Annotated in this window: 29 protein-coding genes; 21 read left to right on the forward strand and 8 right to left on the reverse strand. The window is 55.1% G+C overall.

What is annotated here, in order from left to right; genetic code table 11:
* Positions 1–108 precede the first annotated feature (108 nt).
* The 6 genes from C1719_RS08175 to hflX all read left to right on the forward strand — a co-directional run bounded on the left by C1719_RS08175 (position 109) and on the right by hflX (position 6,448).
* Complete coding sequence (locus C1719_RS08175; protein ID WP_281255977.1) at positions 109–456, forward strand: stage V sporulation protein S; 348 nt, start codon at positions 109–111, stop codon at positions 454–456.
* A gap of 26 nt (positions 457–482) precedes the next feature.
* Positions 483–1,877, forward strand: a complete 1,395-nt coding sequence (gene miaB, locus C1719_RS08180; protein ID WP_102374652.1) for a tRNA (N6-isopentenyl adenosine(37)-C2)-methylthiotransferase MiaB — start codon at positions 483–485, stop codon at positions 1,875–1,877.
* On the forward strand, positions 1,867–2,835 hold the full coding sequence (gene miaA / locus C1719_RS08185) for a tRNA (adenosine(37)-N6)-dimethylallyltransferase MiaA (protein WP_102374653.1): 969 nt from the start codon (positions 1,867–1,869) through the stop codon (positions 2,833–2,835). The genes miaB and miaA overlap by 11 nt, the downstream gene beginning before the upstream one ends.
* Positions 2,836–2,848: 13 nt before the next feature.
* A complete protein-coding gene (gene dapF, locus C1719_RS08190) occupies positions 2,849–3,775 on the forward strand; it encodes a diaminopimelate epimerase (protein WP_180963527.1) in 927 nt (308 codons plus the stop codon).
* A gap of 18 nt (positions 3,776–3,793) precedes the next feature.
* Positions 3,794–4,951, forward strand: coding sequence for an LL-diaminopimelate aminotransferase (locus C1719_RS08195; RefSeq protein ID WP_102374654.1), 1,158 nt, complete (start codon positions 3,794–3,796; stop codon positions 4,949–4,951).
* Positions 4,952–5,137: 186 nt separating this feature from the next.
* A complete protein-coding gene (gene hflX, locus C1719_RS08200; RefSeq protein WP_102374655.1) occupies positions 5,138–6,448 on the forward strand; it encodes a GTPase HflX in 1,311 nt (436 codons plus the stop codon).
* An 84-nt stretch (positions 6,449–6,532) separates the two neighbouring features.
* Here hflX and lexA read toward each other — a convergent pair whose 3' ends face one another.
* Positions 6,533–7,177: a transcriptional repressor LexA gene (gene lexA / locus C1719_RS08205; RefSeq protein ID WP_102374656.1), complete on the reverse strand. Its 645-nt coding sequence runs from the start codon at positions 7,175–7,177 to the stop codon at positions 6,533–6,535.
* A gap of 115 nt (positions 7,178–7,292) precedes the next feature.
* Here lexA and C1719_RS08210 point away from each other — a divergent pair, with 115 nt between their 5' ends.
* The 15 genes from C1719_RS08210 to C1719_RS08275 all read left to right on the forward strand — a co-directional run bounded on the left by C1719_RS08210 (position 7,293) and on the right by C1719_RS08275 (position 17,526).
* Positions 7,293–7,589, forward strand: coding sequence for a hypothetical protein (locus C1719_RS08210; RefSeq protein ID WP_102374657.1), 297 nt, complete (start codon positions 7,293–7,295; stop codon positions 7,587–7,589).
* A 392-nt stretch (positions 7,590–7,981) separates the two neighbouring features.
* Positions 7,982–9,499, forward strand: a complete 1,518-nt coding sequence (locus tag C1719_RS08215; RefSeq protein ID WP_102374658.1) for an ATP-binding cassette domain-containing protein — start codon at positions 7,982–7,984, stop codon at positions 9,497–9,499.
* A gap of 96 nt (positions 9,500–9,595) precedes the next feature.
* Positions 9,596–10,042, forward strand: a complete 447-nt coding sequence (nrdR, locus tag C1719_RS08220; RefSeq protein ID WP_102375993.1) for a transcriptional regulator NrdR — start codon at positions 9,596–9,598, stop codon at positions 10,040–10,042.
* A 3-nt stretch (positions 10,043–10,045) separates the two neighbouring features.
* Entirely contained in the window at positions 10,046–10,489 is a 444-nt protein-coding gene (dut, locus tag C1719_RS08225) for a dUTP diphosphatase (RefSeq protein WP_102374659.1), read from the forward strand.
* A gap of 360 nt (positions 10,490–10,849) precedes the next feature.
* Positions 10,850–11,260, forward strand: coding sequence for a MerR family transcriptional regulator (locus tag C1719_RS08230; RefSeq protein WP_102375994.1), 411 nt, complete (start codon positions 10,850–10,852; stop codon positions 11,258–11,260).
* Positions 11,261–11,401: 141 nt separating this feature from the next.
* The gene (locus C1719_RS08235; RefSeq protein WP_102374660.1) at positions 11,402–11,833 is read left to right on the forward strand and encodes a hypothetical protein; all 432 of its coding nucleotides are present in this window, start codon (positions 11,402–11,404) and stop codon (positions 11,831–11,833) included.
* 152 nt (positions 11,834–11,985) lie between these two features.
* Positions 11,986–12,318 carry a hypothetical protein gene (locus C1719_RS08240; RefSeq protein WP_102374661.1) on the forward strand — a complete coding sequence of 111 codons (333 nt, stop codon included), beginning with the start codon at positions 11,986–11,988 and terminating at the stop codon, positions 12,316–12,318.
* Between the two features lie 11 nt (positions 12,319–12,329).
* The gene (locus C1719_RS08245; RefSeq protein ID WP_102374662.1) at positions 12,330–12,776 is read left to right on the forward strand and encodes a Lar family restriction alleviation protein; all 447 of its coding nucleotides are present in this window, start codon (positions 12,330–12,332) and stop codon (positions 12,774–12,776) included.
* A gap of 156 nt (positions 12,777–12,932) precedes the next feature.
* A complete protein-coding gene (locus tag C1719_RS08250) occupies positions 12,933–13,127 on the forward strand; it encodes a hypothetical protein (RefSeq protein WP_146007871.1) in 195 nt (64 codons plus the stop codon).
* A 161-nt stretch (positions 13,128–13,288) separates the two neighbouring features.
* Complete coding sequence (locus tag C1719_RS15710; protein WP_180963528.1) at positions 13,289–13,447, forward strand: hypothetical protein; 159 nt, start codon at positions 13,289–13,291, stop codon at positions 13,445–13,447.
* 73 nt (positions 13,448–13,520) lie between these two features.
* Positions 13,521–15,272, forward strand: coding sequence for a hypothetical protein (locus C1719_RS08255; protein ID WP_102374664.1), 1,752 nt, complete (start codon positions 13,521–13,523; stop codon positions 15,270–15,272).
* A gap of 8 nt (positions 15,273–15,280) precedes the next feature.
* On the forward strand, positions 15,281–15,538 hold the full coding sequence (locus tag C1719_RS08260) for a hypothetical protein (RefSeq protein WP_102374665.1): 258 nt from the start codon (positions 15,281–15,283) through the stop codon (positions 15,536–15,538).
* Positions 15,535–16,188: a zonular occludens toxin domain-containing protein gene (locus C1719_RS08265; RefSeq protein WP_102374666.1), complete on the forward strand. Its 654-nt coding sequence runs from the start codon at positions 15,535–15,537 to the stop codon at positions 16,186–16,188. The genes C1719_RS08260 and C1719_RS08265 overlap by 4 nt, the downstream gene beginning before the upstream one ends.
* Before the next feature lie 65 nt (positions 16,189–16,253).
* Positions 16,254–16,469, forward strand: coding sequence for a hypothetical protein (locus C1719_RS08270; RefSeq protein WP_102374667.1), 216 nt, complete (start codon positions 16,254–16,256; stop codon positions 16,467–16,469).
* Positions 16,470–16,716: 247 nt separating this feature from the next.
* Positions 16,717–17,526, forward strand: a complete 810-nt coding sequence (locus tag C1719_RS08275) for a rolling circle replication-associated protein (RefSeq protein WP_146007872.1) — start codon at positions 16,717–16,719, stop codon at positions 17,524–17,526.
* A 367-nt stretch (positions 17,527–17,893) separates the two neighbouring features.
* On the opposite strand, the gene C1719_RS16075 is transcribed toward C1719_RS08275, so the two are convergent.
* The 7 genes from C1719_RS16075 to C1719_RS08310 form a co-directional block, all read right to left on the reverse strand.
* The gene (locus C1719_RS16075) at positions 17,894–18,400 is read right to left on the reverse strand and encodes a hypothetical protein (RefSeq protein ID WP_102374669.1); all 507 of its coding nucleotides are present in this window, start codon (positions 18,398–18,400) and stop codon (positions 17,894–17,896) included.
* Between the two features lie 404 nt (positions 18,401–18,804).
* Positions 18,805–19,164, reverse strand: coding sequence for a helix-turn-helix domain-containing protein (locus C1719_RS08285; RefSeq protein ID WP_102374670.1), 360 nt, complete (start codon positions 19,162–19,164; stop codon positions 18,805–18,807).
* 985 nt (positions 19,165–20,149) lie between these two features.
* The gene (locus tag C1719_RS08290) at positions 20,150–20,836 is read right to left on the reverse strand and encodes a TorD/DmsD family molecular chaperone (RefSeq protein WP_180963529.1); all 687 of its coding nucleotides are present in this window, start codon (positions 20,834–20,836) and stop codon (positions 20,150–20,152) included.
* A gap of 111 nt (positions 20,837–20,947) precedes the next feature.
* A complete protein-coding gene (locus C1719_RS08295) occupies positions 20,948–21,526 on the reverse strand; it encodes a 4Fe-4S dicluster domain-containing protein (protein WP_102374672.1) in 579 nt (192 codons plus the stop codon).
* A 15-nt stretch (positions 21,527–21,541) separates the two neighbouring features.
* Entirely contained in the window at positions 21,542–24,166 is a 2,625-nt protein-coding gene (locus C1719_RS08300) for a molybdopterin-dependent oxidoreductase (RefSeq protein ID WP_102374673.1), read from the reverse strand.
* Between the two features lie 108 nt (positions 24,167–24,274).
* The gene (locus C1719_RS08305) at positions 24,275–24,955 is read right to left on the reverse strand and encodes a response regulator transcription factor (protein WP_102374674.1); all 681 of its coding nucleotides are present in this window, start codon (positions 24,953–24,955) and stop codon (positions 24,275–24,277) included.
* A 3-nt stretch (positions 24,956–24,958) separates the two neighbouring features.
* Positions 24,959–26,638 (reverse strand): ATP-binding protein, encoded by a 1,680-nt coding sequence (locus C1719_RS08310; RefSeq protein WP_180963530.1) that lies wholly within the window; start codon positions 26,636–26,638, stop codon positions 24,959–24,961.
* Positions 26,639–26,664: the final 26 nt, after the last annotated feature.

Consider the following 26,664-nt stretch of genomic DNA (forward strand, 5'->3'; position numbering starts at 1 on the left):
GCTACAATAAACCACACGTTTGAAAAGCACATATGGACAATTCGACAGCATATTAATCCAACGACTACATGCACGTGATACGGACTACAACGACCAAAGGATATGCGCGTGTCAAACTCAACCGAACACCGACCCGAAACGGGGTGCCTCAAAGTATCGTCGAAGTCTTCTCCGGCTTCGGTTGCGGGGGCCATCGCCGGCATGATAAAGGATGGCGTGAGTGTGGAAATCCAATCGGTTGGAGCTGGCGCCGTTAACCAAGCCGTCAAGGCTATCGCCATATCCCGAGGGTTCCTTTCCCCGATAGGCATCGAGATCTATTGCGTTCCCGCATTTGCCGATATCGTTATCGACGGTGAGTACCGTACCGCGATTCGATTCACCGTCGAACCGCGTTATACGAGGGGCGTTCAGAGGGAGTCGGGCTCTTCGGGGGAATTCGGCATCGACGAATAACCGCCCATTTTCAAGGACATAGGCCCATGCATCATACGTTTTCCCATACGACGTTCTGTATCCGTACGTTCGGATGCCAGATGAACAAGCACGATTCCGAGCGCATAGCGGGCATGCTCGAGGGGCTCGGCGCCCTGCAGGTCGACACCTACGACGAAGCCGACATGGTCGTGTTCATGACCTGTTGCGTAAGGGAGGCCGCCGATGTCCGCTTGTTGGGGCAGGTTGCCTCGCTCAAAAACCTTCCATTGCCGAAATCGTCGAAGCTCGATCATCGGATCATCGCGGTTGGCGGATGCATCGGCCAACGCGACGGCGAGAAGCTCGTGCGCGAGCTTCCCCATCTCGATGTGGTGTTCGGCACCCATAACCTCGCTTCGCTCCCCAGACTCATCGAAAGCGCGATCGAAGCCGGGGGCCATCATGTGGAAGTGCTTGATTCGGCTGAGACGTTTCCCACCGATCTGCCAAGCGTCCGCGAGCACAGTTGGGCTGCCTGGCTTCCCATCACGATCGGGTGCAACAACTTCTGTTCGTACTGCATCGTGCCCTATGTGCGAGGACGGGAGAAATCACGTCCCTTGGAAGATGTCATCGCGGATGCGCGGACGTATGTCGCGGCGGGCGTGAAAGAGATCACGCTGCTTGGACAAAACGTCAACTCCTACGGCCGCGATCTGTACGGCGAACCGCGGTTCGCCGATCTGCTCGATGAGGTTGACGCGACGGGGATCGCTCGGCTTCGGTTCGCAACAAGCCATCCGAAGGACCTGACTGACGGCGTCATCGAGCGCTTCGGGACGCTCGGGTCGCTCATGCCTGCGCTCCATTTGCCTGTCCAATCGGGTTCCGATCGTATACTCGAGGCGATGAACAGACGCTATACGAGGGATCATTACCTTGGCTTGATCGAGAAGCTTCGCGAAGCCTGTCCCGGCATCGCTCTTTCAAGCGATATCATCGTCGGGTTTCCCGGCGAGACCGAAAAGAATTTCGAGGCGACGTACAGTCTCGTCGAGGAGGTTGGTTACAACCAGGTCTTCACGTTCATCTATTCGAAGCGCGAAGGAACGCCAGCGGCCAGCATGGTCGACGATACGCCGCACGAGGTGATTCAGGAGCGCTTCGACCGATTGGTCGATCTCGTTCAGGAAAAGGCATGGCAGAGCAATCAGGTTGATGCGGGCAAGACGATCGAGGTGCTCGTAGAGGGCGCATCGAAACGCGATCGATCGGTGCTTTCTGGGAAGAGTCCCAAAAATCAAACCGTCCACGCGCGCGTACCGGAAGGATCTTCTGCCGACGAGCTTGCCGGCACGTTCGTTTCCGTCAAGGTGGAAGAAGCACGCACGTGGTACTTGTCGGGAAGCGTCATCGAAGACGAAGATGCCGGGCGGATGCTGAAAAGCGATGCCGAATAGCGATTCGACAGCGGACATCGCCAGGCCGGTCATCTGCATCGTCGGCCCCACCGCTTCGGGTAAAAGCGACCTTGCCCAGTTGGTTGCCGCGGCCATCGGGGGCGAGGTGGTAAGCGCCGATTCGATGCAAGTGTACAAGGGGATGGATATCGGAACGGGGAAGGTTCCCCCCGAAGATCGCATAGTCGCTCATCATGGCCTGGATCTGGTGGATCCGGGCGAGCCGTATTCGGCGGCGCTTTTCCAAGATTATGCACGCAGCTGCTTCTCCGATATTGCGATGCGCGGCAAACGGTCCGTTCTTGCGGGCGGCACCGGCCTCTACATTCGGGCCGCCATCGACGATTACGACTTTCCTAAAGGGGAGCAGGTCGAAAACCCTGTGCGGGAACGCTACATGCGTTTTGCGGACGAGCAGGGGGGGCAGGCGCTGTGGGAGGAGCTCAATCGCGTCGATCCTGCAAGCGCGCAGCTTATCCATCCCCACAACGTCCGAAGGGTTGTGCGTGCCTTCGAGATGCTCTCGGAAGGCACTAACTACGCCGCGCAGCATGCGCGCCTGCAATCGATGCCTCAAGCAATCGATGCCATCGTCTACGGGCTTGAGGTGACGCCGGGGGTCTTGGCCCAGCGCATAGAGAGCCGTGTCGATGCAATGATCGAGCAGGGTTTGGTTGCGGAAGTAAAATCCTTGTTACAGCGGGGGTTCAGAGAGGGTGTAACGGCGCCTCAAGCGATAGGATACAAAGAGATCGTCGCCGCCCTTGAAGGCGAAGGAACCCTCGATGACGCAGTGGTGCGTATAAAAACCGCAACGAGACGCTACGCCAAGCGGCAGCGAACATGGTTCAGGAAAGACAAGCGCATCGTATGGATCGATGCCGACGAGGGGGATGCGGGGCGGCTGGCCGAGCGCGTACTGTTCGATTTGCATGATCGGGGTGCGCAAGAACGTTAGAAAGGCTCAAAGCGTGGATCTCGATTTTATAAAGCTGCATGGAGCGGGAAACGATTTCGTTTTCATTGAAGACTTTTCACGCGATATCGAATTGAGACCCGATCAGGTTGCCTGGCTCTGCGACAGGCATTTCGGCATCGGGGCCGACGGCATCATACTTGTCAGACCCCCTGAAAATCCATCGTGCGCGGCGTATATGCATTACATCAATTCCGATGGCAGCTTGGCCGAAATGTGCGGCAACGGCGTGCGGTGTTTCGCGAAATTCCTTGTCGATCGCGGTTACGTTTCCGCTGAATCGGGTCAACTCGTGGCTGAGACGCGCGCCGGCGAACGGCGGATCTCGTTTGAGACGGATGATTTCGGGAAGCTTACCCAGGCGACGGTCGACATGGGCATCCCCGAGTTTTCCCCCAGCGCAATCCCCACCTTGCTCGAAGCCAACGCGGAAACCGAAAGCGGCGCGTCTTACGTGCGCGAGGCTTCCCTTGAATCGCCCTGGGGCTGCTTCTCTTTCACTTGCGTATCCATGGGCAACCCACATGCCGTTTGCTTCCTGGACGACATGGACGGTCTTCCGGACGAACTGTTCTCCGATTCCCACGATAAGAGTCTGGAGACGTTCGATATCGAACGTGCAGGAGCGTTTTTCGAGGCGAGCCCCGTGTTCCCCGAACGGGCGAACATCGAGTTCGCTGTGGTGGGATCGCATGCGCTAACCATGCGCGTGTTCGAACGGGGATGCGGCGAAACGCTTGCCTGCGGTACGGGAGCTTGTGCAACGCATGTTGCGGCGGCGCTTACAGGCCGAGCCGGCAGATCGAACGAACTTGTGCTCAGAGGCGGGACGCTTTCGATCGAATGGTGCGCGGATGGACACGTTCTGATGACGGGTCCGGCGAGGGAAAGCTTTTCGGGAACAATACATTTGCCCGCGTAGCGGATGAGAGGATTTAAAATGAAAACGGCAGAATGTTTGAATCGCATGGCCCCTTACCTGTTCGCGCAGATAGACAAGAAGCGCGATGCCCTTAGGGAACAAGGGGTTGACGTGATCTCGCTTGGGATAGGCGATCCAGATCGTCCGACGCCCGACCACATAATCGAGGCTATGGAGAAAGCCATCCGCAATCCCCTAAACCATCAGTATCCCGACTATGCGGGCTCTGCAGCGTATCGACAGGCGTGCGCCACGTGGATGCATCGCCGCTTCGGCGTCTCGGTCGATCCCGAAACCGAAGTGCTGGCGCTTATCGGCAGCAAGGAGGGCATCGCTCACCTCCACACAGCTTTCGTCGATCCCGGCGACTACGTGCTTGCGCCGTCGATCGGATATCCGGTCTATTCGGGCGGAGCAATGCTTCAGGGCGGTCATACGTATTACATGCCCATGAGGGAGGAAAACGGGTTCCTCGCTGATTTCGATCATGTGCCAGAAGAAGTTCTTTCGAAGGCGAAGATCATGTTCATCGGATATCCCAACAATCCCACTGGTGCCGTTGCAACCGAGGAATACTTCGATAAGGCGATTCACTTTTGCTTGGAAAACGACATACTCTTGGCTCATGACAACGCGTATTCCGAAATCTGCTTCGATGGATACAGCGCTCCGTCGATCCTGGAGCGCCCGCGGGCAAAGGAGTGCTGTATCGAGTTTTTCAGCCTTTCGAAGGCATACAACATGACTGGGTGGCGCATCGCCTTTGCAGCGGGCAATGCCGAGTCGATCGCTGCTTTGGGAACGGTGAAGAACAACCTCGATTCGGGACAGTTCACCGCAATCCAAGAAGCGGCTATCGCCGCACTGCTCGGCTCTCAGCAGTGCGTAGCCGACATGTGCGCGCTTTACCAACGTCGCAGGGATGCGGTTGTCGAGGCGCTCAGGGCAATCGGCATGACATGTGAAGACACAAAGGCGACGATATATGTTTGGGCTCGGGTTCCCGAAGGTTACTCGTCGGAGTCGTTCGCAACCAAGCTGCTCGAGCAGGCGCACGTGATCGTGACGCCCGGAAACGGGTACGGCCCCGACGGCGAGGGCTATATCCGCATCTCGCTCACAACGTCCGATGACAGGCTTCTCGAGGCGGTCAGGCGGATCAAGGAGATAGCGTAGCCACTTTCGTCGGCGACGGAATGAAAACAAGTTGCCTGCCTGTTGTAATAGGGAGGATCCCCGTGGTAGTATCTGAGTTCGTGAAATCGATTCAGAAGGGACATGGCATGGGAGTCGCCTCGATAAGGTTGCGGTAGCGCATCTCGTTTCCACCTGTATTCCAACCTTATGAAAGGCTTTGCAACCATGTCCCATACCAAACATTTTGAAATTGAAGAAGTGCGCGAGCGTGCCGTTCTCGTCGGAATCGACAGAGGCGATGCTGCCTGGCCGGTCTCCGAGAGCCTTGCCGAGCTCGAGCGGCTTGCCAATACAGCCGGTGCTGATGTGGTAGCCACCGCATCTCAAAAACTCGATACGCCGAACGCCCGTACGTTCATCGGGTCGGGAAAAGCCGAGGAAGTGGCCGAGCTGTGCCGCTCCTTCGCGGCCGACGTCGTCATATTCGATGACGAACTGACGCCTTCGCAGCAAACGAACCTCGAGAAAATAGTTCCGAGGGATGTGAAGGTGATAGACCGAACGGCACTTATCCTCGATATCTTCGCCCTGCATGCAGCAACCAAAGAAGGCCGATTGCAGGTTCGTCTGGCCCAGAACCAATACCTGCTTCCCCGATTGCGGGGCATGTGGGCCCATCTTGCGTCCAACCGCATGGGCGGCGGCGTGGGATCAAGGTTCGGCGAGGGCGAAAGCCAGCTCGAAGTCGACCGGAGGATGGTGCGAAAGCGCATCACCTCGATCAAGCGAGAGCTCAAACAGCTTTCGGAGGTGCGGGCGCTGCAGCGCGAAAGCAGATACAAAAGCGGCATGTTCAAGGTATCGCTTGCAGGCTACACCAACGCTGGTAAATCGAGTTTGCTCAACGCGCTCACCGATGCGGGCGTTCTCAGCTATGACAAGCTGTTTGCCACGCTTGACTCGACCACGAGGAAGTTCGTTTTGCCCGAGGGACGCGAGATCACCCTGACAGACACCGTCGGGTTCATCCAAAAGCTTCCCCATAATCTTGTCGAAGCATTCAAATCGACGCTCGACGAGATCTCGGGAGCCGATCTGATACTGCATGTTATCGACGCATCGTCACCGGAGCGTGAGGCTCAGATGCGTTCGGTCGAAGAGGTGCTCGGCCAGATAGGGGCACAGGATATCAAGCGCGTCGAAGTATTCAATAAAGTCGACCTGCTCGATGAAGGGGAGTTGTGCGCCCTTGCGAATCGTCATCACGATGCGATCGCCGTATCGGCCCTTACCCAGGCCGGGATCGACGATTTGGTTCGCAGGATCGCCGTGGTCGCATCGGCCCATGATCGGCTGGTAAGCGTACTTGTCCCCTATGATCGGGGCGATCTTGTGTCGATTGCCCATGAGCGCGCGTTGATCGTGCGAGAGGAGCATGGGGAGAGCGGTACGCGCATCGATATGCAGATAGGACCGGCTTACGCCCCGCTTTTCGATACGTTTTTAATCGAAGAGGACAAAAGCAAAGCTTCGTAACCGGAAGCGGCGTGAAAAGACACGACCCCGAATCCCTTGCGGGATCGGGGTCGGTGCATTCCTGCAATACCGTAAGTGCAGTACCTAAAGGCGCCTGAAAACGGCAACAACTTTTCCAGCGATGGAGCAATCGGTCGTAATGATGGGATCCATTGACGAATTCTCGGGCTGCAGGCGAATATGGTCCGACTCCTTGTAGAAGCGCTTAACCGTCGCCCCGTCGTCCATGATGGCCACCACGATGTCGCCGTTATTGGCCGTGGGCTGTTCTTTGACGACAACGTAATCACCGCTGTTGATGCCCGCTTCGATCATGGAATCGCCGCGGACGGAGAGCAGGAACGCCGCTGCGTCGCCGACGATTTCAGTGGGAAGGGTGATGGTATCGGTGATGTTCTCTTCCGCAAGAATGGGGGAGCCGGCTGCGACATCGCCGACAAGGGGAAGGTTCACCAAGTTTCCGAACGCAGGCTGGACGATATCGTCGAAGCCGGAACCCGCAGGATCGTCGAGCTGATAAGTGAGGGCGATTGAGCGCGACTTCAGGGGATCGCGTTTGATGAGGCCCTTGTCTTCAAGCGCCTTGAGATGGACATGAACCGTCGAAGGGGAGGAGAGACCCAGGCTTTGACACACTTCACGCACGGTGGGGCCGTATCCCTTCTCGCGAATGCAATCCTCGATGCAATCGAGAACCGCCTGCTGGCGCTTTGTGACTTTTTCTGCCATAGGGCTTCCTTTCAAAACTTCGAACAAATGTTTGAAAAATATCTTGACATGAACTTTTGTTCGCCATATAGTATACACGAACAAAGGTTCTAGGCAAGACCAGGGAGGAACATTTATGAAGAATTTCGAAGCACACTACAGCGTGGTCGGAACAGCCGCCCTCAAGGTTGACGCCTCTGAACAGCAGATTCAAGCGCCCATTATCGAATTTCCGTTGTCGCATGCTCGCTCAAACGGCCAGCATGCAACGCAGGATCGTCGCATGAAGATGGTCGATCTGGCGCTCATGCGCGAATTGAGAACGGGAAGCGTCCAAGGAAAAGGCTTCGGCCGCATCGCTCCTTGGCAGTCGGTGTCTGCCGGCATCATTCTTGCCGCGAGCGCTTTCGCCACTATTTTCATCGGCCTGTAATCGACTCATCCGTCTTCCGCGGAAGCTGCGTTCCGCAGGAAGCTGCGTACGCGCCCCGGTCATCCGGGGCGCATTTCTTTTCAGGTGGCTTTCGTTGTCGCCTGATTGTGATTCGCGCGAGGCTGCTGGATTTACGATCGAAATTGCTCCATGACGGACGCATGCTTCAAATCTCGTTGGTACTATGGTACACTTCCATCATCCAATCGCCGCTGGCGTTGTTCCCGTTGTCAAGGAGAAGGACATGCGCATATAACGATTGCCTTCGGGCACCCAAGCAAGAGACAGTATCCTATTGTCGCAAGCGGGTGTGCAATCGTTGTCGCTGGTTCTGTTTTCCGAATTACCCTCGCATCGCACTCGCATTGCGCCTTGTTTCAATGGAGGCCGCTATGTTCATTACGCTGCACGATATTACCTACACATACGAAGATGCGCCGAATTCCGCTTTGGAAAACCTGTCGGTCACGTTCGCCGATGGTTGGACGGGAATCGTCGGCAGCAACGGTGCTGGCAAAAGCACCTTGCTCAAGTTGCTCTGCGGGATCTGTAAGCCAGATTCGGGCTCGATCAGACCGGCTGTTTCGGGAGTCTACTGCGCTCAGGCTACCGAAGACGCTCCAGTGAATCTGCTCGATTTTGCATCCGATTACTCGGCAGATGCTGTTCGCCTCAGAACGATGCTCGAATTGGAAGACGATTGGCTCTGGCGATACGATACGCTCTCGCACGGCGAGCGTAAGCGCATACAGATCGCCTGCGCACTTTCACTTAACCCAGCGGTTGTTTCGCTTGACGAGCCGACAAATCACCTCGATCGGCAAACTCGCGCGGTTTTGCTGGATGCTCTCAAAGAATACCGGGGGATCGGGCTTCTGGTTTCTCACGACAGGCTCTTCCTCGACGAGCTGGTTTCCCATTGCCTTTTCCTGGAATCAGGGAAGGGAACAATGATCCCCGGAGCGTACACCAGCGCGAAAGAGCAGCTTGATCTGCGCGAAAAGACTTCGCGAACCGAGAGAAAAAACGCTCGCGACCAGCTCGCTCGTGCAAAAACCGAAGCCGCGCGCAGGAAAAACGTGGCAGGCCAAAGCAGTGCGCGACGATCGGGAAGCAAGCTCGACAAACATGATAGCGACGGTCGTGAAAAACTCCGCCTTGCCGTGTATTCAGGCCAAGATGGAAAGGCGGGGCTCTTGTCTGCCCAAATGGACAAGAAGATCGAGTTTGCTCAGGAAAGACTTGACGGAGCCCGCACCAAGAAGATTTACGACAAGCCCCTCGATATCCACGCGGAGCCATCGAAGCGCCGATACGTCGCACATGTGCAGGGCGGCGCCGTGCAGATGGGAGAGACCCGGCGTTTGCTCTATCCCGACATCTTCGTAGGCCCGACCGATCGCATTGCTCTTCGCGGGCGAAATGGAGCCGGTAAAAGCACGTTTTTGAAAATGCTGCTTGCGGGGTCTTTCGATCTCGGCGATCGTCTTGTCTATATTCCGCAGGAGGTGACGCCTGAAGAGGGGAGAGAATTTCTCGAAAAGCTCAAGGGCGGCTCGTCATCGCATCTTGGGGGTGTGCTTTCGATAGTTGCACGTCTCAACTCTCCTCCCGAGCGCATCTTGTCCGGAGAAGAGTTGAGTCCTGGAGAGCTGAGGAAGGCTATGCTTGCGGTAGGACTGCTTGAAAGCCCGCAGCTTATCGTCATGGACGAACCGACCAACCATCTCGACCTTCCTTCGATAGAGGCGCTGCAAAACGTGCTGGCGCAGTGCGCGTGCGCTCTTGTTTTGGTATCACATGACGAAGCATTCCTTTCAGCTCTGACGGATATATCCTGGAACTTCGAGGGGGGAGGGATAGCGGCAGGAGGTTCGTGCAGAGGCGATACGGTTCTCGTCGTATCGTAGCAACTGGTTTTTGGTGATTTGTCAAAAGAAAGCAAAGCGCATTGTGACACAATATGTAGTATGGTAAAGTAACCGAAACACCAACAAAGGAGTATGATGCGCTGTCCTTCATGTGGTTATGCCGAATCAAAAGTCGTGGACTCGCGCCCCTCGGAAGATGGTGCTTCGATACGGCGAAGAAGGGAATGCCTTGATTGCGGTCGCCGTTTTACCACTTACGAGCGTTTAGGCGACAACCCCCTTGTAATCGTGAAGTCAGACGGATCGTCCGAGGCGTATAACCGTGAGAAGCTTTTCAGGGGCGTTCTGATTGCATGTGCGAAACGTCCCATATCATCTGAGCAGGTAACGAGCCTGATCGATGATATCGAAGCCGAGCTTCGCAACGATATGAAAAATGAAATCAAATCGAAGGATCTTGGGAACATGGTGCTGGCTCGTCTTCGCAAGCTCGATGATGTTGCCTACGTGCGCTTTGCAAGCGTGTATAAGGATTTTCAGAACATCGAGGAGTTCGCGACTGCTCTCGAGGGTTTGGATTAACCTGTGGCTGAAATAGAAGTACCGATTCGCCTTATCGATTCCGGACTCGAAATGCCCGCCTACGCTCATCCGGGAGATGCGGGGCTTGATCTGCGTTCTTCGACCGACATGTCCTTGGCCCCGTTCGAGCGGGCGCTCGTGCCGACCGGTATCGCCGTGGCCATTCCCGAAGGATACGCGGGATTCGTTGTACCTCGCAGCGGCTTGGCGATAAAGCAAGGGCTGTCGATCGTCAACGCCCCTGGTTTGATCGACAGTTGCTACAGAGGCGAAATTAAAGTAATCGCGATAAATCTTGACCCTGCTGCAAAGATTGAAATAAAAAGAGGCGATCGTGTTGCGCAGTTGGTGATCATGGCTACACCTGTTGTATCGCTTGCGGCTTGCGACCAGCTTGAAGAATCGGAGCGTGGTGCGGGCGGCTTTGGAAGCAGCGGTTCGGCATAGGGCTCGCGGCTGGCCCATATGATGCGGGATAAGCGGGCAAACGCAGTTTAACTGCAGAAGACCCCCGCTTTCTCGATAAAGGTAGTTTACAAACCACATACGCAGCTGCTACCGAAGGAGGCCCCGAAAGGGGCCTCCTAATTTTCATGATACGGCTATCTCAAGGTTGCCCTTAGAGTAACTCTAAGGTAATATATACAGCATTAGAGTTACTCTAATGCTGAGCAAACGAAGCAAGTTCAACAGAGTCAGGGTTAGAGTTACTCTAATGAAAAAAGGAAATGAATCGAGCATTGCCCTCGATTTCCAAAGGCGCATGCGACCGTCACGGAAATGCTGCGCTATTCGAAAGGATCGACCATGAGCGAAACGCCGGCGCGAAAAACCTCCTTGGGTGAAACTTCGCCCGAGTATCCGATCAGCGAGGTTTCTGAAATGACCGGGATCTCTGCATTCACGATTCGATATTACGATAAGTGCGGATTTTTTCCCGAACTGCGTCGCGGTAAAAACAAGGTTCGCTGGTTTTCGAATCGCGACATCGATGCGTTACATCTTGTTGATGCTTTGAGGAAAAGCGGCTTGTCCATCGAAGGCATACAGTATTATGTCAGACTAAGCTTGAAGGGCGATTCGAGTCGCGCTGAACGCATGGCGATACTTGAAGCGCGTGAAACAGTGCTCGAGTACCAAAGAGAAGAGCTTGAAGAGAGCTTGAAGACCCTCCGCAATGAGTTTGGATGCCTAAAAAATAAGAATGCGAATTCTTAAGCTTTCTAAGGCGTTAAAAGATTGAAAAACGATGACCTAGGAGTCGTTGGAAGTCAAAACGGGGCCTTAGAACGGCTCTCAGAGCTTTGTTTGTAAAATGCCTGGTCAAAGGCCCGTATTTTGCGTTTGAAAGGAAAACAGATGGCCGACGAGAACAATCTGCCACCGCATACCCCAAATCAGCAGCAATTTAACTACGATGATGCCCGAGAGCTTCGGTCGGCGCAGAATCTCGTCATTGCGGCCAGCATAACGGGTCCGGTATCGATGATCATCGGCGGGGTGTTCCTTGGCGTGATCGGACTTGTGTGCGGAATCCTCGCATTCCGTAAAATCCGAAACCTTATGCGAAACAACGGCCCGATGGCCTTGATGGCGAAACGCCTGCAGACTGCGTGCATCGTAGCTTTGGTGGTAACTGCAATAGCGCTTGTATTGAATATTATCTACGTGGTATCGGTTTATCCGTTGATGATCGAAGCTCTTGAGACCGGTGATTACTCCAAGTTGTTTCCAGAGGGAGCGGCGCCATCGACTGGCGGTTCGAACAGCGGAAACTCAACATGGGGATAAAACGGTGTCAAGACGCCTTTTTCCGTGGTTCTCCTTTGTAAACACGTTTTATTGATAATGCATCTTATGTAAAGCTGGAATAGCTGTAACGGCTGGCTGGGTTGCGGGCGTACTCTCCTGCTTACTGCAACGGTAAGTAAAGGAGTTATATTATGCGCGCAAAGGTCTCAGCAGTTTATCTGGGTGTTGTCGAGAACTCGTTCGTGGACAAGTCCAACGGCGAGACTGTTTTCTACCGTCGTGCGAACTTCTCGGTTCGCGGTACCGCCGATACGTTCATCCTCGCGGTTCCGAAGGATCTCGATATCTCCGTTCTTAAGGATTATCAGGATTCCTACCTTCTTGTAGATTTTCGTTTTGATCCCAAGTTCAACACTTTCAAAGGACGTTTGGTGAACGTCTACCCTACCGAGAAGGTCTGGAAGGATGCGCCCTCGCTCTCGCAGAGCGAGGAAAAGGCCGCCGCCGAAGTGCATCCGTTCTAGGGCGGTGCGCGATGCCTGGGACGAATGCTTCGGTTACGTTCGATTTTAAGAGCTTCGCGAATTATTCCGACGATTATTTTCCGCGCGGTCAGCTCCTGACCTTCGCCGTCAATCCCTACAACGGTCTCGTTGTCATGGGCTACCAGTCGGGCGAAGTCGCCATGTCCGTCATCGATGATCTGCTTGATCAGGTGTTCGGCGCGCAGGGCTACATAAGCGCTATGACCGATGCCGATGCGGGCATGTCCGATTTCGTGCGCTACTGCAAGGGCGATCTTGTTTTCGATGACTTCGATGATTGCCCTTTCTGCGGCGATAAGCCCGAGTATCGCGACGGCTCCATAACCTGCTGCGGAGGGCATCTCCGGTTCGGCGTTTTCGATAGCGAGCGGCAGGCTATCAAAGCCTGGAACGGCAGGTGCCTTTTCGTTGCGCGTTCTCCGAAGGTGGTGGCGTGATGGGAGTCGAGTTGCTGGAACTCACCGATGGCGAGCGAAGGGATATCGAGGATGTTTACGACGGGGTTTCTGATTTCTTATGCGAGTACAACGCTTGCCATGCTATGCGGCTTGTTAGCGTTGAGTTTGAGCTGGACGGATTAGGAGTTGATGGCAATGGAAAATGCGTTAGAGGGTGCCTTGTCGACCGCGAGCGCGACAGATGGCTTTTCCCTGACGGAACAGCATCTGACCGATCTGATGACATTGATGGGTTCGATGGAGATGACCCTGATATTCATCTTCGTCGCCATCGTCTTGTTGATCGGTTTGGTTTTCGGTCTCTGCATCACTCGTAAATGGCATGCTTGATATTTTGACGACATATTACGATCAGTCTTTTATAGATTTTTTGGCATCGTTTTTCGGTGCCGCTCCTGCTGGAGTTCTGCTGGCTGTGATCGGCTGGCTGGTCTCTTTTTTGGTGTACGCCGCAATCAGTTTGTTCAAACGAGTGTAGGAAGGAGAAAGATATGGAAGCAATTACTACGTCTCTTACGACTGCGATTACCAGCTTTGCTGGCGATGCGATGAGCGCTATCGGGGCTATCATCCCCGTTGTGCTGCCCATTATGGGCGCACTTGTGGTTGTCGGTCTCGGCATCCGCGTTTTCAAAAAGTTTGCTAAGTAGTTTTGGCGGGCTTCCCCTCCCCTTCGGGCGTTCTCGTAATCTCGGGGACGCCCGTTACCGTTAAGGACGTGATATGTTTGATACATCCAAGATACGTTGTAAGGCGCTTTGCGTGGTGCTTGCTGTCGTTGTCGCGACGTTTGGCGTACTGCCTAAGACGGGCACTTCGCTAGACGATTTTACACAGCCCGAGGAAGCGGAGGCGATACCGATAGTTGCCGTACCTATAGCGGTGACTCTGTTTTCTCTGGCTGGCATAGCTGTTGTAGGCTCTACTCAATCTGAATATGATTTGAATCTTGAAAAGTGCTGGAATGATTTTGTTCGCTGGTCTGGCACTACCTCGGATGCCTTGGCCGCCGAGCTTAACAACGCCGTCGGTGATGACGGCATGCTTATGCTCTCTTTGCTATCTTCTGGCTTTCTTTCCAATCTCGATACGTGGGCTAACGTCCTCGGGGCTTCCGAGGTCGAAAGCTCGGCTGTTAATCCTTTTACTGTAGTTGAGATAGATGGGGAAACGCTTTCTTTTCGAGTTACGGACGTTGATCTTTCTATGGGTGCGACATCTAATTACCCCATCATGGCGACTTATCCTAGCATATCGTATGAAGGTACTTGGCTCGCTACTTGTGTTACGAATGGGATGCTTGGATTAACCTACGGTAGAACGGACGGTCTCTATCGGATTGAAAAGATCGGGTCGGGCGGTACTTACTCTCTAAAACCAGGTGATTCGGCTTGGAACTTAACGTCTTCTTATTTTGACAATAGGTATTATCTTGATGATCTTACCGAGCTGTCGGTTTCTTCCGATGCCAAGATTAGGTTTCAGTTCGGAGATTCGGTAAAGACAATGGGAGTGCTTGATCTTGCCACTGGTCAATGGACTGACGGCGTTGGGTCTGTATCGGGGGGCAAGGTGCTTGACGGTGCGGTTGCTGGTGCTTTGGTTGGCAGCGTGCTTGCTGGCGGCAGGACGTGGGGCGATTTTGCCGACAAGGTTAAGGTGTGGTCTCCTACCGCCGATCAGTTGGCTGCTGGCTATGATTACACTGACGTTATGGAGGGCACTGGGGCTCTCGAAAACAGTTCGGGCGGCGAAGGCGAAGGGGGCGATGCGGATATTGGGTCGCTTCTTAACAAGATCCTCGCTGCGTTGACCTTGTTGCTTGGCCTTGATCGTATCCCTGCTATACTCGACGGTATTAGCAGCGCCCTAGCTGGCTGGTGGGATGACCTTATGGCGTGGTGCGCCGACGTGTGGGCTTGGATGCAATCGCTGGACATGGCACAGTGGTTGTCTGATGTTTGGGATTGGTTGCGGAACGTCGATCTGGTTTCGCTCCTCTCTCCTCTCTCGCTGCTCTGGGAGTGGCTTTCGTCCCTTGGACTTGCTGGATGGCTTGCCGACGTATGGACTTGGATTCAGAGTTTGGGGCTGGTGCAATGGCTTGCGCAGGTCTGGGACTGGATAGCGACGCTCGATATCGCCGGCGAGTTCGCTGGTCTGCTTGCAGCGATTCAGGCCCTTCCTGATTTTTTCAAACCTCGCGACGATTTCGATTGGTCGAAATTCAAGGATGTTGACGCTTACATGATCTTTCCCATCTGTCTACCCTGGGATTTGTACGATATGGTCTCCCTGCTCTCTTCGAGCGCTAAGGCTCCCGCTTTCGAGTTTCCGTTGGTTACCCCTGTGGGCGATTACTCGCTTTCGGTCGATCTGTCTGACTATGATTCCGTTGCGTCCATTCTGCGAACGGTCGAGTTGCTTCTTTTTGGTATCGGGCTAATTTTTGTAACAAAGAAGATGATGGGATAGGTGGTTTCATGGACGTTATAGGATGGCTTGGCCAGATGATTTACGATGCTCTCCAATGGGTGCATACCAATGTCGATGTGTGTCCGTTTCCCGATATCGTGGCTGCCATCGGGGGTACTGTCGCTGCTACGGACGGTTTGGCATGGCTAAATTGGTTTATTCCTATTGGGCAGATACTAGGTGTTTTGGCGCTCTGGCTTGCTGGCCTTGCTGCCTACTATGGGGCTGGGCTTGTTACGAAGATAGTTAGGGTGATCGGCAAATGACAATTACTCTGTACAGCGGTACTCCAGGTAGCGGTAAGAGCTTGCATGCAACCAAAGCCATACGGGATTCGCTTAATTACAAGAAGCCCGTCATTGCAAATTACAGTCTTAATTGCGAGGTCAAGGGTTTCAACTGTTTTTCGTATTGCCCGAATGATGCGCTGACACCGCAGTATTTGAAGGATTACGCAATAGGTTATTGGTCTGAAGGTGGCAGAAGGTTCAAAGAAGATCATATTTTACTGGTTATCGATGAGTGTCAGTTGATTTTTAACAGTCGCGAATGGCAGGCCAAGAACCGTGCCGACTGGCTTGAGTTTTTCAGCCAGCATCGTAAGTACGGATATGAGATTATTTTCATTGCGCAATTTGACCGCATGATAGATCGTCAGATACGGAGTTTAATTGAGTACGAGGTGATACACCGTAGGCTCGGTAATTTCGGTATCAAGGGCAAGATTATGACGTTGCTTGCTCTTGGCGAGGTATTTATAGCGGTCAAGCGTTTTTATCCGCTTAATGAGCGCATAGGCGTTTCGATGTTTCGTGTGCGCAAGAGCATCTATCGCATGTACGACAGCTATGCCGCGTTCCGACGTGACCCGCAGGGGGTCGGGGGGTCCCCTGCGGGCGCGGCGGGCGCGCCTTAGCGGTTCGCACTGTGTTATGATTCATTTGTTGATGTATTTGGTTAGCAATGACGGTAGGTGATTTGATGGGTGCTCTGATACTATTGTTGGCTGCGGCATGCATCGGTGGCGCTATCGTTGCGGCTGCGCTTACGCGTAAGCATAAAAAGCAGTTGAAACAGCAGTCCGATTATTGGCAAACATACTGGTACGATCATTTTGACGAGATACGGCAAACTGGATTAACGCGCGAGCAGATGGAGCGCATGCATAGACTGTACAATAAATCCAACGACATGTGATACATCGGGTCTACCTCTGTCCCTGCGCTGCGGGCAGCAGCGTAAATATTTTTAGCTTACATTTTCGGGGATGGGCTAAACCGCTCCAAGGTTTAGCCGCGTCTCGACGCTCTTTCTTCATTGCGGTTCTTTATCCGTACTGGTCTCGGCGAGCGCATGCCAGGGCGCTAGCCCTAGCATGCGCGGTGTCCGGCTCCCTTATTAACTTGATTATACTGACACAATGCGGACGTTTTGGAGGTCTCTCATGTCCCTTGCTGCTCCGTCTTGCTACATCAAGTACCTTGATTGCCGCAATACCGCAATGCTCGTGCATTGCCCTTTCTTCCCGCCCGAGCATTGTCGCATTCGCAAAGTTAACGACGAAGTGTATTACATTACTTCGACGCAGCAGTTCGGTTTTTACAAGCCCAAGGCCGAAACCAAGGGCGATAGCTTGGATAGCGTGAGGAAGTCGTTTAACCGTTTGAAGGCTCTCATTAATTGCAATTACGATTCTCCCGATCAGATCAAGTATATAACCCTAACTTATGCCGAGAACATGACCGATAACTCGCAATTGCGGAAGGATTTGCAACCTTTCTTGAGGAAGATGCATCGCATGTACGGTGATTTTGAATATCTTTACGTGAAAGAGCAGCAAGGGTGCGGGGCTTGGCATATTCATATGGTTCTCTTTTTCCCCTGCCCTGCTCCTTATATGCCCAACAATGAAGATGATCATCCCGTTAGAGACGCATGGTCTCATGGTTTCGTTAACGTCAAGGGCTTTTCCAACGATATCAATAATCTTGGTAATTACCTTTGCGCCTACCTGACGGACGATAAGGCCGAATCTAAGAAAGGCGGCAGGCTTATGAACTATGAGAGCGGTATAAGGCTTTACAATTGCTCTCGTGGCGTTAAACGCCCTGTATCTAGTTGCATGACATACGAACAGTACCTAGATTTTGTGTCCGACGAAGAAAATTTGTTGATTTCGGATAGTGAAACGTCTATTGTGTTCGATAGCGGGCAGCAACATAGCATTAAGCGCGAGCTGTACGCTAAAATTTGACAAAGCAGTAAAGTATCAGGGTATCCCCTACCCTAGCTTTACAGATTATTTCATTTTGGTTTACATAAGCTGCATCTTATGTAAAGCTGGAATACCTGTAACGGCTGACTGGGTTGCGGGTCGTTTGCATTCACGTTAGAGAGCATTTGTGCAGATCAGAGGTTCGCTCTCTTCCACTTCTTCAATTCCAGCTCATATCTTAGAATCACTATCTTCGACTCTTTCAAAACGTTTCGTCAGATATCGAGTTATGGAGAAGCCGCCTGTTTCAGAGAACACCAGGTCAGACCTACCGTCATGGCGTTGCAAGACTGGAAGATAGTTTTTGCGGCAAGCATGCCGCCTTATTCTCTTTTCCGGGCGACGCCTACAACTTCACGATGGCGTGCGGCACCAGGCTCGGCGTCAGGTTCACCTCCTTCGGGTCGATTCTCTCGACTCCATAAGCACGCAAAAGACCCTTCGGGAACAGCGCCATAGCCAGGTCCATCGGGCTCGCCCACCCCATCGACCCAACCATGTAGCTGTTCACGTGGCTCATGCAGGCCGCCATGTCGCGGCCGGTGAGCCTGTCGAAGTCGGTCTTGCCCTTGGGCAGGATGCGCTTGAGCTCGGCATGGCGTCGCTCGGCCTTGGGCTTCTGCTGGGACTGCTGGGGGTCCGTGTAGTACAGCCTCAGTCGCCGCTTGCCGTTCTTGCCGTGCTCGATGCGCTCGGCGTCTGCGAACTCAGACCCGCGGTCGCAGACGACCAGGGAGAACACCTTGCCGAACCGGGTGCCGTAGATGTCCTGGAAGGTGTCGATGGCATGGATGACGCTCTCGGTCGTCTTGTCGGGCAGGAGGATGTAGAACTGGAAGCCGATGCGGCGCACGAAAAGCGCCTGGAAGTCCGACCAGCGGCGGCCTTCCAGGCGCTGCGCGCGGTATCTGGGGCGACTTTCCCCCGTCTGACGACTTGCTGCGCGGCCTGTAGCGCACCGCCTTGGGCAAATCCAGCTTGGTTAGCGTGCCCATCTTGGCGCCCGCCAGGTAGTTGTAGAGGCTTCTCGCGCCGAAGGGTATGTCATCGGGGTTGGCGGCTATGATGTGCTGCGGGCTCTGCCCCTTGGAGAGGCCGTCCTTGATGACGTCGATGGCGTGCTCGAAGACCTCCGGGTCGCAGTCTATGCCGCTTCTGGCCTCGCTTTGCGGGCATTCGCCAAATCCTGGCGTACTTAGCCTCGTAGAAGCGGTACAGGTGGGAGCATCCGTAGCCTTGCCGCTGATTGCACGAGTTTCAGCAGAAGGGCGTACGCTCCAGCTTCGGGCACGGCGAGCACTCGAAGTCCGGGCAAAGCGAGTTGCAGAGCCGGTCGCGGCACTTTCTGCAAGGCGCCATGCACGTCGTCTTGCAAAGCCTCCTGACCTCGCAGGCTGCGCGCTTGACGCAGATGTTCCTGTTCTGGATGGTCAGGTGGCCGCGCGGGTCGTCGGTCCAGTTGCGCTTCACCTCCTCGGCCACCATGTGCTGGGTGCGCCCTATCGAGCGCGCGATCCACGCTATGCGGTCGCCCCTGTTCAGGCCGTGCCCTATCGCCACCCTGTCGTCGTACGCAAGCGGGCGCCGGGTCCGCCCCTCCTTCTCGGAATCGGCCATCCGGCCCTCCTTCCCCGTCGGGTTTTCACTGCGGGAAGAAAGGAAACGCCCCTGTTGTGGGGCGCTTGTGGAGTTCGCATTATCTGCGGGTTTTCGGGGCTTTGCGGGGAGTTAGGTTTATGCAAGACTGCAAGAGAGGAACTGTCTTACGAGAATTCAATTTACAGGCGTAGCGCAACGGGTTAATTGCAATCTGTAACGCGCGTATCTATGTGCAGATTGCGGAGAAGAGCGTTAAATGCTGCAATTATACCCCCTACAGCGCATTCCATGAGTGCGGTAAGTCTTGCAACTTAATCGGCTTCGAAACCTCTTGTGTACGCTTCATGGAGGACATACGTGCTGATAGATGCCCCTGTTGATTCGATTGCGAGACTAACCAGTTTGCACTGCAGGGATCAGTGTCGGTATCTGCGCTTCGCTGGAAAAATCATCATTCGATTCCCTTCATGCTGCGAATAGACAAGGTACTTCCCCTTTTTAAATATATACATGCCATGGTCGATAAAGGAAAAAGGCGGTGGCCCTGATCCCGGCCTGCGGGGGCCGGGGCCTTCGGTCAGCCCAGTGGGGGCTCGTTTCGAGAGCAAGAGCCGGGAACGCGGCCTGCTCCTTTCGATGATTGCCTTGCTTATGTAAACAGGACAATCATCGAGACGCCGCGCGCGAACCGCGGCGTCTCGCATTCGCGGCATCCTGAATCAATTTCGCTTGTTAGAATTCGTAGGGCAGCGGAATCCCCCGCCAATCCTCCCTGGGCGAGAGTTGCAACAAAATAGGATCTTCGTCCGCATGCAGCATGCCTTCGTCGCAAAGTCTGGGCAAAGCGAGTTGCACGGGCCCCCTCGCAACTCGCTGCGATGCATCCTATATATGTTCTCTCGCGGCCTGCGTGCCTCGCCCTTGGTCCAATGCCTTCGGCGTGCGGTTTTCCGAGAGCCGAAGGCATTGACCGCCGCCCAACATACGCGTCGACCCGCTAATCTCAGGGAGAGGCGGTTTGGCATGCCGAGGAGCGAGGTACCGCGAAGCCGTCGAGAAGAACCCTGTCCTCGTTTACGAACGCTTCTGCGAATTCGAGTACCGCGCTGTAGAACGGGGCGGTACTCGACTCCCGCAGCTTCGCCGCATACTCGGCAATCCACCGCAGGAGATGGTCGTCCAAAAAGGCGATCTGGACACTCGCCATCTCGGGAAATTCGGAGCCTGCGCCAATCGACCGCTCGCTCATCTTCATCATGAAATGGAGCTCCGTTGCGATATGGTCATCAGGCTCCGCGTTCAGGCGCGCCGGCCTCATGCCCTGCTCGGCATAGAATCGGCGAACGGCCAGAGTGCTGTCTTGGAATAAGCCCGGCGCGGGTTCCACGTACATGGACTCCCAAGGATATGCGGCGAGTTTGCCGGGTCCGACGAACGCCTTCATGTACTGGCCCCTCACGGCATCTATAGGCTCTGGCGAACTGCCGCCGACAAGGGAATCCCATTCTTTCCTAACACGTTCGAGCGAGGCTGAAAGACCGTCGTCGCCGGCATCGACGATTGACACGGCCTCATGCGCCAGGTCGGAAACAAGGGCCTCCACCGACTCCTCTTTCGGCTCCCCTGCAAGCACGAGCCATAAAAGCCCGTACAGATACCGTCTAGCAGCCAACAGGTCTTCTCCGTCCACAGACTCTGCCCCCTTCGTTTGACTCGAACCCATTCCGTTCTCCCTTCATCGCAAGGCACGTCCGCCAAAAAAAGAGGGTGAACGTGCCCGACTCGCCATGGCCGCTCGAAGTTATTCGGCCGTCTGGCGGTAGTCTTCGGCGAGCGAAGCGGGCTTCGGGTTGATGAGCGTCGTCGGCTTCGTGGTTGACGATTCGGGTAGGAAGGGCAGATCGGACACGAGATCGTCGCCGTACTTCGCTATCATCTCATCAACATCGCCGAAATCGAGAGCACGCATGGAGCAGGCGTCTACGCACGAAGGATTCCCGCCAGTAGCCCTCCGCACGGCGCATGCGTCGCACTTCTGGACGATCATTAAATCCTCTCGATACTGAGGCACCTCGTACGGGCATGCCTCCGTGCAGGTCTTGCAGCCGATGCAGATCTCGTCGTCGTGGATGACCGTGCCATCCTCCTCGTTGACATGCATGGCGCCCGTCGGGCAGTTCGCCACGCAAGCCGGCGATGCGCAGTGGTTGCAGGCCATCGAATAGTGCCAGCTTCGCGCCGTCGGAAACGAGCCCGTCTCGTAACTGGTCACCCGGCGAAAGTTCGAGCCTACGGGCTGATCCTTGAAATCTTTGCACGCGATGGAGCACGCACGGCAGCCGATGCACCGATTTCCATCGAAATAAAAACCTAACGTCATGTTGATCCGCCTTCCTTACTCGATGCCGCCGACAGGGCCGAACACGCGATCCTTGTCGTCAGCCAAATCCTCGCCCGACCACTTCTCGTAGTTCACGAGATTGGTGTTGTAGCCGGAAACTCCCAGGCCGCTCGTATCGGGCGCAAGCATCCAGTTGTCGGATCCGGAGCGGTCCATCGATTCGTCGTCGTTCAAATCACACCACGTGCCATGGGGCAGGGCCACGCACCCGGGCATGAGGCGATGGCTCAACGTGGCATGGCGCAAGCACTGCCCGTACCCGTTCCAGATGCGCACCGCATCCCCCTCTTCGATGCCCTTCTCCGCCGCGTCTTCGGCGTTCAAGAACACGCAGTTCGGGAGGGCTTCGCGAAGCTGAGGAACGTTGTCGAAGCCGGTATGAGCACGTCGAAGATAGTGGGGGTTGTACATCTGGAACGGATAGTCCCCCTTGACCTTCCCTTCCCAATCGGCGAAGGATTCCTCGTAGCCATGGAGAGCCGGTCTGTAAGAGGGGTACGGCTTGATAACGCTGCGTCCCATGGCGTTGATGCCGTCGGCCTTGGTCTGGCAGTAGATCTCCATCTTGCCGCTCTTGGAGTTGACGGGGTTCGCCTCGGGGTCCTCTCGGAACGCGACGAGAGCAACGTGACCGAAATTGTCGCCCTCCTTGCGCGGAACCTGATAGATCCCCTGCTCCATAAGATCGTCGAAGGAAATCTTTCCCTCCTGAGGCTTGCCCTCGAAACCGAGACGATCCAGATCCTCCTGCGTAATGGTTACGAGAGGCTCTTCGGTCGCACCGTCTTCGGCAAGCACGGTGGAACCCGCAATGAGGTTGAAGTACTGCTGCTCCTCGGAAATAGGAAGCACGGTTGCGGGGTCGACGCCGAACCGCTCGAGGAGGGCGATGCCGATCTCCTCATCGGACTTGGCCTCCCACAGCGGCTCGATAACCTTGTTGGGGTAAATCTGGAACTCGCGGCCCTTGGAGGTCAGGAAGAAGTACGGACTGAAGCGCTCCCACTGGGTCTGGGTTGGCAGCAGGATGTCGGCGTAGCGCGCGGTGAGGTTGAAGTCGTACCCTTGATGGATAACGCAGTCCAAAGTACGCAACGCCTCGATGCCGGTGGCGATGCCCTGAATGGTCTGCAGGCCGTTGCGCCACATGTTGTAGAACACGCGGATCTTGATCTCGCGATCCTCGACGGTAGAGGGATCGGACATCGCCCCGTTGCAGTAGCGATACTTGCCATCCAGAATCGCTTGCCACAAATCGGGAGCGTCGATCACGTCTCCGACCGGATTGGGCAGGCTTTGGATACCCGTCGCACCAGCGGAAACAATATCGAATCCGTTGTTGCCCGCCGACTGGGAATACGCAGCGCCAGTGCTGTGACCGGGCTTGCCGACATGACCGCCCATCGCGCCGATGGTCATGAAGAGCTGCGGGATGTCGTCTGCGTCGTTGCAGCGCGCGACAGCCATGGAATGCAAAACGCTAACCGCGTTCTCTTTGCCCATCGTTTCCGCATACCACCTGATATCCTCGACCGGAGTGCCGCAGATCTCGGAGGCCCACTCGGCGGTTTTGGGAACGCCGTCGTACTTGCCCAGGACGTAATCCATGAAGTTCTCGTCGAGAACGGCATCCTCGGGCATATGCTCGGCATCGAAGCCGACGGTGCATCTGTCCAGGAAGTCCCAGTCGATAACGTTTCCGCGATCCTCGTCGAGCTTAATCATCTCGTAGGCGACGGAGAGCATAAACGCGGTGTCGGTGCCGGGGCGCACGGGGATCCAGCGCGCGTCGAGAAGATCGGCGGTCTCGTTGTAGCTGGGACCGACGTATACGAAAGAAACGCCGGTGTCCTTCGCCTGCTTGAAATACAAAGAAGGCGCACCGGGAGATGCCCAGGCGGGATTGCATGCGTAAAGAACGATGTAATCGGCGTTGACGAGATCATAGCGATCGTTGGCATCGCCCCCTGCGTTGTGCCCCAACATGGAGCATGCACGGTTGTAAGTACCGTAAGACGACGTGTCGTTGAGCAAAGTACAACCGCCTAGACCAGGAAGAATGTTGCCGCCAAACGTATGCTGGAACGTCCATCCAGGATAGACGATGGATCGGTTGCCGTCCTGCTCGATCGCCTTTTTCAATGCGGCGGCGACGTAATCCAGGGCTTCATCCCAGCTGATGCGCTCCCACTCGTCTTTGCCGCGCATCTCGCCGTTGGGATCCTCGAGGCTCCAACCTTTCCTTTTCATAGGGTAGCGAATGCGGTCGGGCGCGTACACCACGTGCCGCAGCGACCGCCCTCGCGGACATGCGCGCTGCTGGGGCATCTCGATGGAGTCCTCATGAGTGTCATCGGTCTTTTGGTATTCCACTACGCCATCGACCACGTAGGCGGCGTTGTAACACTTGCCGCCGCAGTTGAGCCAACACGCGGCAGAGACCCACTTGCCGTCGCTCTCGAATGCTGTGCTTTCCTCCCCCTCCTCTGCATCGGTTACCGCATTGCCTTTCGGCGAGCAGCCGGCGAGCGTAAGCCCTGCCAAGCTGGCAGTGGTGGCGGCTAGAAACGACCTGCGGTCAAGGCTGACGCCCATCGAGCCGCTGACTATTCCTGACATTCTCTCTCCTCCCGTTCTGACTTTCCAGAAAGCAACTATACCAACGGGATCAGACGAGAGCCGGTTAACGTTCGTTAAGGATTGTTTGCGTTTGTAAGATGCAAGAATTCACACCAAACGGTAGCCGATTCCCCAATCGGTCAAAAGATGCTTCGGAGATGCGGGATCGTCCTCGATCTTTTCGCGCAGCTTTCGAACGTAGACCTTCACAACCCCCGGATCCCCTACGTAATCGGCCCCCCAGATGGCCTCGAGCAGCTGTTTGTGAGAAAAAACGGTATTCGGATGCTCTGCCATGCACAGAAGAAGATCGAACTCCCTCGCGGTCATCACCTTACGCTCCCGACGAACTGCGACCTCGCGCTTCTCCGCATCGATGGAGAGATCGCCCAAAGCAATTACGCCGCCTTGCTTGGTTTCCGTCCTAATCCTGTGCCTGCGCAGGCATGAGTTCACCCTCAGCATCAGCTCCTCCGACTCGAAGGGCTTGGTAACGTAATCGTCGGCGCCCAGGCCGAAGCCTCTGCCTTTGCTTTCCAGCTCCCCTTTCGCGGAAAGCATTATCACGGGAACGTCCTCGTTGACCGTGCGGATATCGGAAAGGGTTTCGAATCCGTCTTTATCCGGCATCATCACATCCAGTATCACCAGATCGAACGGTATCTCGCGGAATAGAACGAGCGCTTCGCGCCCATTGCGCGCAGTAACGGGCTTATGGCCTTCTTTGCGCACATAGAACGACACCACGTCGAGAATGCTGGCATCGTCGTCTGCGATCAGGATCTTCATCCCTCATACCTCCTCGCCGAAGAGATCCGGCTTTTCGCACGGTAGGATAACGCGGAATATGCTACCTTCGCCCGGCGCCGACGTTACCTGTATCGAGCCGCCGTGCAACTCAACGTATTCCTTCGCCAAAGCAAGCCCCAACCCGCTGCCGCTTACAGGTCTTGCCAAGGAGCTCTTCGTCTGCTTGAACTTCTCGAAAATGATTTCATGCTCGTCCGCCGGTATACCCGCCCCATCGTCCGTAACGGCGAATCGTATCGTATCGTCCTTTCTGTGATAATACGCCTCGATTACCACGATGCCGCCTTCCGAAGTGTATTTTATCGCGTTGCTCCCCAGGTTTTCGATGACGTGAAGCAGCTTTTCCTCGTCCGCCAAGAACAAGGGAACCTTTTCGGCTATGTAGAAGTACAGCAGTATATCCTTTGCCTGGGCAAGCGGCGAAAGGGTCTTTTCGAGAGACCCCATCACATCGACCACGTCAACAATCTGCGTCTCTAGTTCGACCTTGCCCGCTTCGAGCTTTGCCATCTCCAAGATGTTGCCGACGAGCTTCGAGAGGGATACCGTACTGGCATGAATTTTCTCGACGATCTCGCAGCGGGAAGAGCCTTCGCCGGGCTCCATGCCCTTAAGGATGTCGACATATGCGTGAATCGCCGTCAGCGGCGTTCGGAGTTCATGGCTCATCATCGTGAAATAGTGGGACTTGTATCGATCTTCAGCCTCCAGACGCTCGTTCAGCGACTCGAGACGGCAAGCCTGCTCCTTGAGGTCCGCATAGGCTTCTTCCAGCTGCGCCGTTCGCTCGGCAACCTTTCGCTCCAAACCAGACGTCAGCGTCTCGAGCTCTTCGGCGGTTTTGTTGAAATGACCGACGAGGTCGTGCATTTCGTCTTTGGCATTCACCTCGACGGCATCTATGCGTACGCTAAGCTTCCCGGATCCGATGTCTCGAACGGCTGCCCCTATCCCCTCAAGAGGCCTCACGACATAACGCACGACGGCAAGGTACACAACAAAAAGACAGGAGGCGAAAGCAAGAAAAGAGATAGCAGCCTGAGAAAAAACCCTATCGGCCAGAGAGTCCTCGTACATGCTCATGGGGATGCTGATGCTCGCAGCGCCTACGATGTCGCCCTTTTCCATGCCTTCTTTCGGAAAACCCGTCTCATCTGTCTCCCCCGCAGGAAAGCCATGGCACGGTTCGCAGCTGGTCTCCATCCTGAGGGGGATGACGTATCGGTAGTATGGAACATCGCCTTTCATGGTCCCGTAGGAAGTGTACTCGCCGAGGGAGTCGTCGTTGCGGAACGCCTGGAGCGCCTCGGCCTCCAGCTCGTCCGCTTCGTTCTGAGGGTTTCGGGGAGTGTCCGACACATACCTTATAACATAGTCCGTCCTGCTGGAGAACAGTGCCCCAACAGAAGTGCCCACTATCGAGCAGTGAAGCCCTTTGAAGCTGTACGAGCCGTCGGAATCGGTGTTTATCTTGGACTGGTTAACGGACATGAAATCCCATATGGCCGACATCTCTTGGGAAAGGATGTATGCCTGCTCGTGGAGCGCCTGATCGGTTTGCTCTTTTTGCTGAAAGTATCCCGCAAGGATGCTTGCAAGCAGCAGCGCGACGACGACGCTTGTCACCGGCAAGGCGATCCTGTATTTGAGCTTCCATTCCATGGCGATTCCCAACCGAGAAGTCATTC

It is taken from the genome of Raoultibacter massiliensis, from assembly GCF_900199545.1.
In the GTDB taxonomy this organism is placed as follows: domain Bacteria; phylum Actinomycetota; class Coriobacteriia; order Coriobacteriales; family Eggerthellaceae; genus Raoultibacter; species Raoultibacter massiliensis.